Below are 12965 nucleotides of genomic sequence, written 5' to 3'. Positions count from 1 at the left end.
GGCTCTAGTGAGCCCCCGCCAGACCCGTCAGACCTCTTCGACGCTGCTCGGCTCACGCCGGGACAGGTCGATACCGAGCTCCTCCGCAGCGCGGAAGACGTCCTCGTCCGTGTCGCGCATCTCGATGGACATGCCGTCCGAGGACAGCACCTCCACGTTGAGGCAGAGCGACTGCATTTCCTTGATGAGCACCTTGAAGGACTCGGGAATGCCGGGCTCGGGGATGTTCTCGCCCTTGACGATGGCCTCGTAGACCTTCACACGGCCGGTCACGTCGTCGGACTTGATGGTCAGCAGCTCCTGGAGTGCGTACGCGGCGCCGTATGCCTCCAGCGCCCACACCTCCATCTCACCGAAGCGCTGGCCACCGAACTGGGCCTTACCACCCAGCGGCTGCTGGGTGATCATCGAGTACGGACCGGTCGAGCGCGCGTGCAGCTTGTCGTCGACCAGGTGGTGCAGCTTGAGGATGTACATGTACCCGACCGAGACCGGGTCCGGGAACGGCTCGCCGGAGCGGCCGTCGAACAGGTTGGCCTTGCCCGAGGGCTGGACCAGCCGGTCGCCGTCGCGGTTGGGGATCGTGGCCTCGAAGAGGCCGGTGATCTCGTCCTCGCGGGCGCCGTCGAAGACGGGGGTGGCGACGTTGGTGCCGGGGGCGACCTGGTCGGCGCCGATCGCCTGGAGGCGCTGGGCCCAGTCGTCGGCCAGACCGGAGACGTCCCAGCCGCGGCTGGCGAGCCAGCCGAGGTGGATCTCCAGGACCTGTCCCGGGTTCATTCGGGACGGGACACCGAGCGGGTTGAGGATGATGTCGACCGGAGTTCCGTCCTCGAGGAACGGCATGTCCTCGATCGGAAGGATCTTCGAGATGACGCCCTTGTTGCCGTGACGGCCGGCGAGCTTGTCACCATCCGTGATCTTGCGCTTCTGCGCCACGTAGACACGAACCAGCTGGTTCACGCCCGGCGGCAGCTCGTCGCCCTCTTCACGGTCGAAGACGCGGACGCCGATGACCTTGCCGATCTCGCCGTGCGGCACCTTCAGCGAGGTGTCACGCACCTCGCGCGCCTTCTCACCGAAGATCGCGCGCAGCAGACGCTCTTCCGGCGTCAGCTCGGTCTCACCCTTGGGCGTGACCTTGCCGACGAGGATGTCGCCGGCGACGACCTCGGCACCGATACGGATGATGCCGCGCTCGTCGAGGTCGGCGAGGACCTCCTCGGAGACGTTCGGGATGTCCCGGGTGATCTCCTCCGGGCCGAGCTTGGTGTCACGGGCGTCGACCTCGTGCTCCTCGATGTGGATCGAGGAGAGGACGTCGTCCTGCACGAGGCGCTGCGACAGGATGATCGCGTCCTCGTAGTTGTGACCCTCCCACGGCATGAACGCCACGAGCAGGTTCTTGCCCAGCGCCATCTCACCCTCGCGGGTGGCGGGACCGTCGGCCAGGACCTGGCCCTCGATCACGCGGGCGCCCTCGTCGACGACAACCTTCTGGTTCACCGAGGTGCCCTGGTTGGAGCGGGAGAACTTGGCGATCCGGTACGTGGTGTACGTGCCGTCGTCGTTGGCGACGGTGATGTAGTCCGCGGAGACCTCCTGGACGACACCCGCCTTCTCCGCCTTGATGACGTCACCGGCGTCGACCGCGCAGCGGTACTCCATGCCGGTGCCGACGAGCGGCGCCTCGGACGTGATCAGCGGCACGGCCTGACGCATCATGTTCGCGCCCATGAGGGCACGGTTGGCGTCGTCGTGCTCGAGGAACGGGATCATGGCGGTCGCGACCGACACCATCTGGCGCGGCGAGACGTCCATGTAGTCGACCTCGGTGCCGAGCACGTAGTCGACCTCGCCGCCACGACGGCGGACCAGGACGCGCGGCTCGGTGAACCGCATGTCGTCGCTGAGCGCGGCATTGGCCTGCGCGATGACGAAGCGGTCCTCCTCGTCGGCGGTGACGTAGTCGACCTCGTCGGTGACCTGGCCGTCGACGACCTTGCGGTACGGCGTCTCGATGAAGCCGAACGCGTTGACGCGGCCGTACGAGGCGAGCGAACCGATCAGACCGATGTTCGGGCCTTCGGGCGTCTCGATCGGGCACATGCGGCCGTAGTGCGACGGGTGCACGTCACGGACCTCGAAGCCGGCCCGCTCACGGGAGAGACCACCCGGGCCAAGCGCCGACAGACGGCGCTTGTGGGTGAGACCCGACAGCGGGTTGTTCTGGTCCATGAACTGCGACAGCTGCGAGGTGCCGAAGAATTCCTTGATCGACGCCACGACCGGGCGGATGTTGATCAGGGTCTGCGGCGTGATCGCCTCGACGTCCTGGGTCGTCATGCGCTCCCGCACGACGCGCTCCATACGAGCCAGACCCGTGCGGACCTGGTTCTGGATGAGCTCGCCGACGTTACGCAGACGACGGTTGCCGAAGTGGTCGATGTCGTCGGTCTCGACGACGATGTCGCGGCCCGACTCGCCGACCGTCTCGGTCTCACCGGCGTGCAGCTTGACCAGGTACTTGATGGTCGCGATGACGTCGTCGGTGGTGAGCACGCCGGCGTCCAGCGGCTCGTCCGCGCCGAGCTTCTTGTTCACCTTGTAGCGGCCGACCTTCGCGAGGTCGTAGCGCTTCGGGTTGAAGTAGAGGTTCTCGAGCAGCGTCTGAGCGGCCTCGCGCGTCGGCGGCTCGCCCGGACGCAGCTTGCGGTAGATGTCGAGCAGCGCGTCGTCCTGGCCCTGGGTGTGGTCCTTCTCCAGGGTGGCGCGCATCGACTCGTACTCGCCGAACTCCTCGAGGATCTGCTCGGTGGTCCAGCCGAGAGCCTTCAGGAGGACGGTGACGGACTGCTTGCGCTTGCGGTCGATGCGGACACCGACCATGTCGCGCTTGTCGATCTCCATCTCGAGCCAGGCACCCCGGGAAGGGATGATCTTGGCCGTGAAGATGTCCTTGTCGGACGTCTTGTCGATGTTGGAGTCGAAGTAGACACCCGGCGAGCGGACCAGCTGCGACACGACGACACGCTCGGTGCCGTTGATGACGAAGGTGCCCTTGTTGGTCATGAGCGGGAAGTCGCCCATGAAGACCGTCTGGGACTTGATCTCGCCGGTCTCGTTGTTGGTGAACTCCGCGGTGACGAAGAGCGGGGCCGCGAACGTGAAGTCGCGCTCCTTGCACTCGTCGATCGAGTTCTTGGGCGGCTCGAAACGGTGGTCGCGGAAGGTCAGGGACATCGACCCGGAGAAGTCCTCGATCGGGGAGATCTCTTCGAAGATCTCCTCCAGACCGGACTTGGTGGGGACGTCCTGTCCGCTCTCGAGAGCGGCCTCGACGCGGGACTTCCAAGCGGCATTGCCGAGCAGCCAGTCAAAGCTCTCGGTCTGCAGCGCAAGAAGGTTCGGAACCTCAAGAGGCTCCTTGATCTTTGCAAAGGAGATGCGCAGCGGGGCGGTGCTGGCGCCGTTGTTCGTATTGGCGGTCGAGGCGTTGCGCGAGGCGGCCAAGAGGGGGTCCTTCCGAGGGCTCGGACTCACTACGCGCGTACCGGTCCCACGTGGGCACAGAGAGAGACGTTTCTGATTCGGCCGGAAAGCCAGGTCAGGGCGGTTCAATCCGAGGTGCTCAAGCGAGGGCATGCCCCTGGTGACGGGCAGGGGACAGCTAACAGGCAGCGCAAAGGGACAGTGTAGCCACTCGGCTCACTGATGTCCAGGGCGGATTCTTCGACACCCGCGTTGCTCTTCTCAAGTACCTCGGTACCTCGGTTGGCCGTGCGCCGCGCAGACGCAGATTAGTACTGCCCTCTTCGCCGTCGATCCATGCCTCGGATGCGGATCGTTGTGACGACGCGTCCTGAGAATTGCGCGCTGCGTGCGGTTCGTCAAGACCCCTCCGCTCCCCGGAGATAGCCGCGGGAGCCGTTGCGGGGCCTGCGCCTGCGTTCTCGCCAGCAGACGGCGAAGATCACCATACTCCCCGGGAGGCCCCGCGCAAGGCAGGCGGAGCGGGTACGCCGAAGGGCGACCACCCGGATGGGTGATCGCCCTTGACGGTGCCCAGCGGCGCGCGAGCGCGCCTGCCGGACGGGTGCGGGCCCGTGAGGACCCGCGAGGTGTTACTTGACCTCGACGGAAGCGCCGGCGCCCTTGAGGGACTCGGCAGCCTTCTCGGCGGCCTCCTTGGCGACCTTCTCGAGGACGGGCTTCGGGGCGCCGTCCACGAGGTCCTTGGCCTCCTTGAGGCCCAGGGAGGTCAGCTCGCGCACGACCTTGATGACCTGGATCTTCTTCTCGCCGGCACCGGTGAGGATGACGTCGAACTCGTCCTGCTCCTCGACGGCCTCGGGGGCAGCGCCACCACCGGCGGGACCGGCAACGGCGACGGCCGCGGCGGCGGTGACGTCGAACTTCTCCTCGAAGGCCTTCACGAACTCGGAGAGCTCGATGAGGGTCATCTCCTCGAACTGGGCGAGCAGGTCTTCCTGGCTGAGCTTCGCCATGATGGGCGATCCTTCCACTAATTCGGCGGGTGCCGGATGTACATGAAGGCGGGCGTACGTTCGGCCCGCTGCGACCGCGCCCCTAAGGGGCCGCGATCAATGCGCGAGCCGAATTACTCGGCACCGCCCTGCTCGGCGAGCTTGACGCGAAGCGCTTCCGCGGTGCGGACGAACTTCGACGGCAGCGCCTGAAGGAGCGAGGCAGTCTGCGACTGCTTGCCCTTGAACGCGCCGGCCAGCTTGCTGAGCAGAACCTCGCGGGACTCGAGGTCCGCAAGCTTCTTGATCTCATCGGCGGACAGCGCCTTGCCATCAAGGACACCGCCCTTGATGATCAGGTTCGGGTTCTCCTTGGCGAAGTCACGAAGACCCTTCGCCGACTCCACCGGGTCACCGGTGATGAAGGCAACCGCCGTCGGACCAGTGAACTGGTCGTCCAGCGAAGTGATCCCGGCCTCGTTGGCCGCAATCTTGGTCAGCGTGTTCTTCACCACGGCGTACTGGGCGTTCTCACCGAGCGAACGACGCAGCGTCTTGAGCTGCGCCACGGTGAGACCCCGGTACTCGGTCAGCACGGCGGCGTTCGAGCTGCGGAACTGGTCCGCGAGCTCGGCTACCGCGGCAGCCTTGTCGGGCCTTGCCATAGAGCGTCGGCCTCCTTCCGGGTGATGAGGACCGCTCAGAAGGGGCCGAACAATACGAAACGCCCCGGCGCAGGCGCACGGGGCGTAGCTCAACCAGCTGCACTCAGAAGAGGAACATCCGGGAACTTTCCACGGTCACCTGCGCGGGTCGTCCGCATGCAGCGGATCCTTCGGCCACCGCCCCTTCGGATGAAGGCACGGCAACGACCAGCGGTCTTTGGCTTCTGGTGAAGCGTACGTTACGGCGTCCGTGTCAAGCAAATCCGCCCGTACCGACCCGGCGCCCGCCCGGCGGAACCGTCGCTGTCAGGCGCCGCCGGCTCCCGCGGTGGCCCCGGCGGTGGCGCCCTTCATCATCTCGGCGAGGTCGGCGACCTGGTCCGCCGGGGGTGCCTGCACCGTGATCGGCTTGTTGTAGTCCAGGAACTTGGCGGTCAAGTCCAGCGGACCCTTGACGCTCGCGGCCTGCGTCCGGAACTGCTTGGTGTGGTCCTGCCCGTCGATCCACATGTCCATCTGGAGCGTGCTGATGCCCCACTGCTCGTACTGCTTCAGGGTCTCCTCCCCGCGCTCCTTGGCGGCGGTGTCCTTGCTCTGGAGGCTGTCGCGCAGCTGGTCGAGAGTGACCGTGCCCGCGTAGTGCGTGGTCTTCACGCCGTCCAGGGTCTCCTCGCCGATCTTCTTGAGGTCCTTGGCGGCCGTCAGGCTGCCGGACTGCTCGGCGGGGTTCTTGTCCACCTGGCTGCCGAGGGCGCCCAGCGGGTTGCCGCCGGCCTTTTTGCCCAGGGCGTTGAGGTCGAACTTGAGCCAGGACTTGCCGTCCACCGCCTCACCGCCGCTCATGTACATGGCGTTGTCGACGAGGCGGATCTCGAACTCGCCGGTCTCGCCCCCGGCGCCGCCCTTGGCCTTCATCTGCATCGCCGGCGGCTTCATGCTCATCGACGCGCTCGCATCGATGACGCCGGCCTCCGGCGTCTTCCCGCTGACCGTGTACGAGAGCGACGTCAGCTTGCTGTTCTTGGCGGCCGCGCGCTTGACCGCCGCCGCGAACGTCGCCTCGGCGGGCTTCCCGGCCGCCTGGTCCTTGGCGCCCTCGACGGACTTGCTCGCGGCCGGCTTGTCGCCGCCGGAACAGGCCGCGAGCCCGGTGACCAGAACACCGGCCAGCACGGCGGCAGCGGCGTTGCGGTGGATGTGACGCATGTGGATCCCCCCAGGATCTGCTGGTGCCGCATATCGTAATGATTCGGCAAACTTCGCAGATCGTAACCGCTGCCGCTGGTAAGAGCACACGAAAAAACCGGCCCCCGCCCCTCCGAAGAGGTGCGGGGGCCGGCTTCAGTGCGCGGCGTACGTCTTGGTACGCGAACCCGCGACTACCGGTGATCCGAGGGATCAGACGGCGGCCGGGTCCTCCTCGACGAGGAGGTTGCGGGTGCGGTTCTGGTCCAGGGTGATACCGGGGCCCATCGTGGTGGTGAGGGTCGCCTTCTTGATGTACCGGCCCTTGGCGGCGGACGGCTTCAGACGGAGGATCTCCTCCAGAGCCGCACCGTAGTTCTCCACCAGCTTGGTGTCGTCGAAGGACACCTTGCCGATGATGAAGTGCAGGTTCGAGTGCTTGTCGACGCGGAACTCGATCTTGCCGCCCTTGATCTCCTCGACCGCCTTGGCGACGTCGGGGGTGACCGTGCCGGTCTTCGGGTTCGGCATCAGACCACGGGGACCGAGCACGCGGCCGAGGCGGCCGACCTTGCCCATGAGGTCCGGGGTGGCGACGACGGCGTCGAAGTCCAGACGGCCCTTCGAAACCTCGTCGATGAGCTCGTCGGAGCCGACGATGTCGGCGCCCGCGGCAAGCGCGGCCTCGGCACGGTCGCCGGTCGCGAAGACCAGGACCCGGGCGGTCTTACCGGTGCCGTGCGGGAGGTTCACGGTGCCACGGACCATCTGGTCGGCCTTGCGCGGGTCGACACCCAGGCGGAAGGCGACCTCGACGGTGCCGTCGAACTTGGTCGTGGAGGTCTCCTTGGCGAGACGGACCGCCTCGAGCGGCGCGTACAGCTTGTCCGCGTCGATCTTGGCGTCCGCAGCGCGGAGAGTCTTGCTGCGCTTCACTTCTGCTCCTGTTTTTGTTCAGGCATGGAGTCGTGGTGCGGGCCAGCGCTTGGCCCTACCACTGGAGGTCAAACGGGGGTGAGCTGAGATCAGCCCTCGACCGTGATGCCCATGGAACGGGCGGTGCCAGCGATGATCTTCGACGCGGCGTCGAGGTCGTTGGCGTTCAGGTCGGCGAGCTTCGTCGTGGCGATTTCGCGCACCTGAGCCTGCGTGATCTTCGCGACCTTGGTCTTGTGGGGCTCGCCGGAGCCCTTCTCGACACCAGCGGCCTTGAGGATCATCTTCGCGGCCGGCGGCGTCTTGGTGATGAAGGTGAAGGAGCGGTCTTCGTAGACCGTGATCTCCACCGGGATCACCCAGCCACGCTGCGACTCGGTCGCGGCGTTGTAGGCCTTGCAGAACTCCATGATGTTGACGCCGTGCTGGCCGAGCGCGGGGCCGACCGGCGGAGCCGGGTTCGCCGCACCGGCATTGATCTGGAGCTTGATAAGCCCCGTGACCTTCTTCTTCTTGGGAGGCATTGCTCTCTCCGGGTCCTAGTGAGAGTGAACCACCTTCATCCGATCAACCGGATGGAGGCATACCGCACAACGATAGCGGGTATAGCTGCGCGGCTAAAAACCGAGCAGGTCAGAGGGGCTGCGAGAGCCTCTCTGACCTGCTCGGAAGTGCTGGTTCCAGAAAGCGTTCCGGGGTGCCCGGAGGACGTCAGTTCTTCTGGATCTGGTCGAAGCTGAGCTCGACCGGGGTCTCGCGACCGAAGATCTCGACGAGGCCCTTGACCTTCTTCGAGTCGGCGTTGATCTCGTTGATGGTCGCCTGCAGCGTCGCGAACGGGCCGTCGGTGACGGTGACCGAGTCGCCCACCTCGAAGTCCAGCACCTGGACCTCGACCTTGCGCTGCGGAACCGGCTTGCCCTCGGCCTCGGCAGCCTCGCGGGCCGCCTTCTCCTCGGCCTCGGGGGCGAGCATCTTGACGATCTCGTCGAGCGTCAGCGGGTACGGGTCGTAGGCGTTGCCCACGAAGCCGGTGACACCGGGGGTGTTGCGGACGACGCCCCAGGACTCGTTCGTCAGATCCATGCGGACGAGAACGTAACCGGGCAGCTTGTTCTGCCGGACGTTCTTGCGCTCGCCGTTCTTGATCTGGACGATCTCCTCTTCGGGGACCTCAGCCTGGTAGATGAACTCCTCGACGTTCAGCGAGACGGCACGCTGTTCGAGGTTGGCCTTCACCCGCTTCTCGTAACCGGCGTACGTGTGGATGACGTACCACTCGCCGGGCAGGAAGCGGAGCTCCTGGCGCAGGGCCTCGACGGGGTCGACCGGGGCGGCGGGCTCCGCCGGCTCCTCGGTCTCGTCCTCGTCGGACGCGGCGGAGTCATCGGACGCGGCGGAGTCATCGGACTCGTCGGACGCGGCGGAGTCGTCGGACACTTCGGCGTCGGCGGACTCGGTGAGCTCCGCGGACTCCTCGTCCGACTGGGCGTCCTCGTCGGAAGCCTCGTCGTCGGTGGCGTCGCTCGCCTCGGCGGCCGCGACCTCGTCGGTCTCGGCCTGGGCGTCATCGGACTCGACGTGCAGAGCAGCCTCTTCGGCCGCCTCGCCCGCAGCGGCGTCGGCAGCCTCGGCCTCGTCCTCGTCGGCCGCCTCGATGATGTCGAGCTCGTCCTCGACGGACTCGACCGACTCGGAGGCGTCGTTCAGGTTCGGGTCAGACACGGTGGCTGCTTCTTCCTGGCTACAGATGGGGTGGAACATGCGAAAAAGGGGCGCCAAAAGGGGCGCCCTTCGCGGATCAGCCGAAGACGTACTTGACTACCTGCGAGAAGCCGGAGTCAATCAACGTCACGATGCCGATCATGATGACGACGAACACGATCACCACGGAGGTGTACGTCGTCAGCTGGCTGCGTGTCGGCCAGACAACTTTACGGAGTTCGGCGACGACCTGCCGGTAGAAGAGCGCGAGACGGCCCAGAGGGCCCTTCTTTCCGCGCTTACCGCCCTTGCGGGCCTTCTTCTTCGAATCCTTGGACTCCGCTGCCTCGTCCTGGGCATCAGGCATGTCGATGGAGCCCACGGCGTCCGTCACGCTTCTCACCTGATTCCGGGTCATGGCCGTGCCGCGCCCGGTGGAGCCGCACGGCGATGCATTGAAGTACGTACATGCGCACACATCCTGGCGAAGGTGTGTGTAGCAGGGCCGGAGGGACTTGAACCCCCAACCGCTGGTTTTGGAGACCAGTGCTCTACCAATTGAGCTACGACCCTTTGTGGTTCCCCCAACCTACCGCATGCGGTGGTGTGGTCGGTGAGGGCCAACAGGCAGTGAGTGTACGTGGTCGGCGGCCCGGCGTCGAACAGCTTCCCCCCGGACACCCCCTGGACCTGTCGGGGACACCCGGGGCGGGTGACGCGCCGTCGCCTCGCACCACGGCGCCGCCGCGTACGGCTCGGACGCCTGTCCACATGCTGACCGGTCCGTGAAACGCGGGTGCTGCCGCCGCGGGAGGTCTGGGACCATGGCCCGCATGAGCGCTGCAACTCCCTCGTCCTCCTCCCCCACCGAGCGCCGGGTCTCCGCGCGCATCGGCGCGATCTCCGAGTCCGCGACCCTCGCCGTCGACGCCAAGGCCAAGGCCCTCAAGGCCGCCGGGCGTCCGGTGATCGGCTTCGGCGCCGGCGAACCCGACTTCCCGACGCCCGACTACATCGTCGACGCCGCGGTCGAGGCCTGCCGCAACCCGAAGTACCACCGGTACACGCCGGCCGGGGGGCTGCCCGAGCTCAAGGCCGCGATCGCCGCGAAGACGCTGCGTGACTCCGGGTACGAGGTCGACGCCTCGCAGGTCCTCGTGACCAACGGCGGCAAGCAGGCGATCTACGAGGCCTTCGCGGCCATCCTCGACCCGGGCGACGAGGTCATCGTGCCGGCCCCGTACTGGACCACCTACCCCGAGTCGATCCGCCTCGCGGGCGGTGTCCCGGTGGACGTCGTGGCCGACGAGACGACCGGCTACCGGGTGTCGGTGGAGCAGTTGGAGGCGGCACGTACGGAGCGGACGAAGGTCGTCCTGTTCGTCTCCCCGTCCAACCCCACCGGCGCCGTCTACAGCGAGGCCGACGCCGAGGCGATCGGGCGCTGGGCCGTCGAGCACGGCCTGTGGGTCATGACCGACGAGATCTACGAGCACCTCGTGTACGGCAACGCCGCGTTCACCTCGCTGCCGGCGATCGTGCCCGAGCTGCGCGACAAGTGCATCGTCGTCAACGGTGTCGCCAAGACCTTCGCGATGACGGGCTGGCGGGTCGGGTGGATCATCGGCCCGAAGGACGTCGTCAAGGCCGCGACCAACCTCCAGTCGCACGCCACGTCCAACGTGTCCAACGTGGCCCAGGTCGCCGCGCTCGCCGCCGTCACCGGCAACCTGGACGCGGTCGCGAAGATGCGGGAGGCCTTCGACCGGCGCCGTACGACGATGGTGCGGATGCTGAGCGAGATCGACGGTGTCGTCTGCCCGACGCCGGAAGGCGCGTTCTACGCCTACCCGTCGGTGAAGGCCCTGCTCGGCAAGGAGATCCGCGGCAAGCGCCCGGCGACCTCGGCGGAGCTCGCCGCCCTCATCCTGGACGAGACCGAGGTCGCGGTCGTCCCCGGCGAGGCCTTCGGCACGCCGGGCTACCTGCGCCTGTCGTACGCGCTGGGCGACGAGGACCTCGTCGAGGGCGTCTCACGCATCCAGAAGCTGCTGGCGGAGGCCAGGGACTGAGTTCCGCTCCGCAGGCCAGGGACTGAGGTCCGCTCCACTCATAGCGGGGCTTCACCTACCGATTTCGGTAGCTGAAGCCCCGTTCCGTTTCTGTGTACGAGCAAGACCACGTTCAGGGAAAGCCCTACCGGTGCGGCGGGGGCGTGCGGCAGGATCTTGGGATGGAGCACGTACGTGATGTCTCTGCACTGCCGAAGGCCCATCTGCATCTGCACTTCACCGGGTCGATGCGGCCCGCCACCCTGCTCGAACTGGCCGACAAGTACGGCGTACGGCTGCCCGACGCGCTGACCGGCGCCGAGCCGCCGAAGCTGCGGGCCACCGACGAGCGCGGCTGGTTCCGCTTCCAGCGCCTCTACGACACGGCCCGGTCGTGTCTGCGGGCCCCCGAGGACATCCAGCGCCTGGTGCGCGAGGCCGCCGAGGAGGACGTCAAGGACGGCTCCGGCTGGCTGGAGATCCAGGTCGACCCGACCTCGTACGCCCCCCTGCTGGGCGGTCTGATCCCGGCCCTGGAGATCATCCTGGACGCGGTCGACTCGGCCTCGCGCGAGACCGGGCTCGGGATGCGCGTCGTGGTCGCCGCGAACCGCATGAAGCACCCCTTGGACGCGCGCACTTTGGCCCGTCTCGCGGTCCGGTACGCCGACCGGGGCGTGGTCGGGTTCGGTCTCTCCAACGACGAACGCCGGGGCATGGCACGGGACTTCGACCGCGCCTTCGCGATCGCCCGCGAGGGCGGGCTGCTCGCGGCCCCGCACGGCGGCGAACTGGCCGGCCCCTCGTCCGTACGGGACTGCCTCGACGACCTGCACGCGCGGCGGGTCGGGCACGGGGTGCGGGCCGCCGAGGACCCCCGCCTGCTGCGCCGCCTCGCCGAGAAGGGCATCACCTGCGAGGTCTGCCCGGCGTCCAACGTCGCACTCGGCGTCTACGAGAAGCCCGAGGACGTGCCGCTGCGGGTGCTGTACGACGCCGGGGTGCCGATGGCCCTGGGTGCGGACGACCCGCTGCTCTTCGGCTCGCGCCTGGCGGCCCAGTACGAGATCGCCCGCCGCGACCACGGCTTCACCGACACCGAACTCGCCGACCTGGCCCGCCAGTCGATCCGCGGCTCGGCCGCCCCCCAGTCCACCCAGGAGACCCTCCTGAGGGGGGTGGAGGACTGGCTCCGGCCTTGACGTGCCCAACCCGGGGCGCGGGGCTGTCACCTTGCGCGGCTCCGCTACCCGATCCCGCGCAGCACCGTCCGCGCGACGGCCCGCGCAAACTCCTCCAGCCCCCACGGCGGCACCCCGCCCGGCGTCATGTCGTACGCGAACGCCCGCTGCGCACACGCCCCCAGCAGCAGGCACGCCGCCGCATACGTATCCGCGTCCTTCCCGACCCGCCCCGCCCGCTGCTCCGCACGGAGATACGCGTCCACGCCCTCCATCGGCACATGGGGCCCCGCACCGAGCTCCCGCAGCGCGTCGTCGTGGCGGCGCTTGAGCTGCGGGTCCGCGTACAGCGACGCCGCGATCGGGAAGCTTTCCGCGTAGAACAGCGCCGCCTGACGCGCGATCTCGGTCAGGTTCTCCTCCACCGAGCCCTCCCCCGGCTCCGCCGCGAGCCGCTCGACCAGAGGACCGAGCTTGGGCAGCCGCTCCTTCAGGACCGTCACGAACAGGTCCTCCTTGCTCGCGAAATGCTTGTAGAGCGCCGCCTCCGAACACCCCGCCGCCTTCGCGATCTCCTTCGTCGTGACCCGCGCGAGCCCAATTGTCAGCATCAGCTCATGCGCGGCGTCGACGATGCGGACGCGAGCGGAAGGCGGCGGGGTCGCCGGCTCCGGCGGTGTCGACGGCGGGCGCGGCGGCGGCGACTGCATGTGTGCTCCAACGAGACTTGACGTGGGGGTGAGTACTTACTCACTC

The 12965-nt window shown here is 67.6% G+C and carries 11 protein-coding genes and 1 tRNA gene; 2 read left to right on the top strand and 10 right to left on the bottom strand.

The annotated features are described in order from the left end of the window. Positions 1-27: 27 nt before the first annotated feature. From rpoB to AB0D31_RS10900, 9 genes are all read right to left on the bottom strand, one after another. The gene (rpoB, locus tag AB0D31_RS10940) at positions 28-3513 is read right to left on the bottom strand and encodes a DNA-directed RNA polymerase subunit beta (protein ID WP_362720039.1); all 3486 of its coding nucleotides are present in this window, start codon (positions 3511-3513) and stop codon (positions 28-30) included. Positions 3514-4124: 611 nt separating this feature from the next. Next, positions 4125-4508, bottom strand: coding sequence for a 50S ribosomal protein L7/L12 (gene rplL / locus AB0D31_RS10935; protein ID WP_362720037.1), 384 nt, complete (start codon positions 4506-4508; stop codon positions 4125-4127). Between the two features lie 113 nt (positions 4509-4621). Continuing rightward, on the bottom strand, positions 4622-5152 hold the full coding sequence (rplJ, locus tag AB0D31_RS10930; RefSeq protein ID WP_359000889.1) for a 50S ribosomal protein L10: 531 nt from the start codon (positions 5150-5152) through the stop codon (positions 4622-4624). Between the two features lie 306 nt (positions 5153-5458). After that, positions 5459-6358, bottom strand: a complete 900-nt coding sequence (locus AB0D31_RS10925; protein WP_362720034.1) for a DUF1396 domain-containing protein — start codon at positions 6356-6358, stop codon at positions 5459-5461. 192 nt (positions 6359-6550) lie between these two features. Beyond that, the gene (gene rplA / locus AB0D31_RS10920; protein WP_362720031.1) at positions 6551-7273 is read right to left on the bottom strand and encodes a 50S ribosomal protein L1; all 723 of its coding nucleotides are present in this window, start codon (positions 7271-7273) and stop codon (positions 6551-6553) included. Between the two features lie 89 nt (positions 7274-7362). Beyond that, positions 7363-7797 carry a 50S ribosomal protein L11 gene (rplK, locus tag AB0D31_RS10915; protein WP_267055802.1) on the bottom strand — a complete coding sequence of 145 codons (435 nt, stop codon included), beginning with the start codon at positions 7795-7797 and terminating at the stop codon, positions 7363-7365. A 187-nt stretch (positions 7798-7984) separates the two neighbouring features. Further along, a complete protein-coding gene (nusG, locus tag AB0D31_RS10910; RefSeq protein ID WP_362720028.1) occupies positions 7985-8998 on the bottom strand; it encodes a transcription termination/antitermination protein NusG in 1014 nt (337 codons plus the stop codon). Between the two features lie 76 nt (positions 8999-9074). Then, on the bottom strand, positions 9075-9371 hold the full coding sequence (gene secE / locus AB0D31_RS10905; protein ID WP_053731183.1) for a preprotein translocase subunit SecE: 297 nt from the start codon (positions 9369-9371) through the stop codon (positions 9075-9077). A 106-nt stretch (positions 9372-9477) separates the two neighbouring features. Continuing rightward, a tRNA-Trp gene (locus AB0D31_RS10900) sits at positions 9478-9550 on the bottom strand. A 260-nt stretch (positions 9551-9810) separates the two neighbouring features. On the opposite strand from AB0D31_RS10900, the gene AB0D31_RS10895 reads away from it, so the two are divergent. Next, positions 9811-11049 carry a pyridoxal phosphate-dependent aminotransferase gene (locus tag AB0D31_RS10895; protein ID WP_362720024.1) on the top strand — a complete coding sequence of 413 codons (1239 nt, stop codon included), beginning with the start codon at positions 9811-9813 and terminating at the stop codon, positions 11047-11049. Positions 11050-11210: 161 nt separating this feature from the next. Beyond that, positions 11211-12230 (top strand): adenosine deaminase, encoded by a 1020-nt coding sequence (locus AB0D31_RS10890; protein WP_362720021.1) that lies wholly within the window; start codon positions 11211-11213, stop codon positions 12228-12230. A gap of 44 nt (positions 12231-12274) precedes the next feature. On the opposite strand, the gene AB0D31_RS10885 is transcribed toward AB0D31_RS10890, so the two are convergent. Continuing rightward, the gene (locus tag AB0D31_RS10885) at positions 12275-12919 is read right to left on the bottom strand and encodes a TetR/AcrR family transcriptional regulator (RefSeq protein WP_362720018.1); all 645 of its coding nucleotides are present in this window, start codon (positions 12917-12919) and stop codon (positions 12275-12277) included. Positions 12920-12965: the final 46 nt, after the last annotated feature.

The sequence above is a fragment of the Streptomyces sp. NPDC048361 genome, assembly GCF_040651795.1.
Lineage (GTDB): Bacteria > Actinomycetota > Actinomycetes > Streptomycetales > Streptomycetaceae > Streptomyces.
Note: the sequence above shows the minus strand (reverse complement) of the source record. Positions and strands in the feature narration are given on the sequence as shown.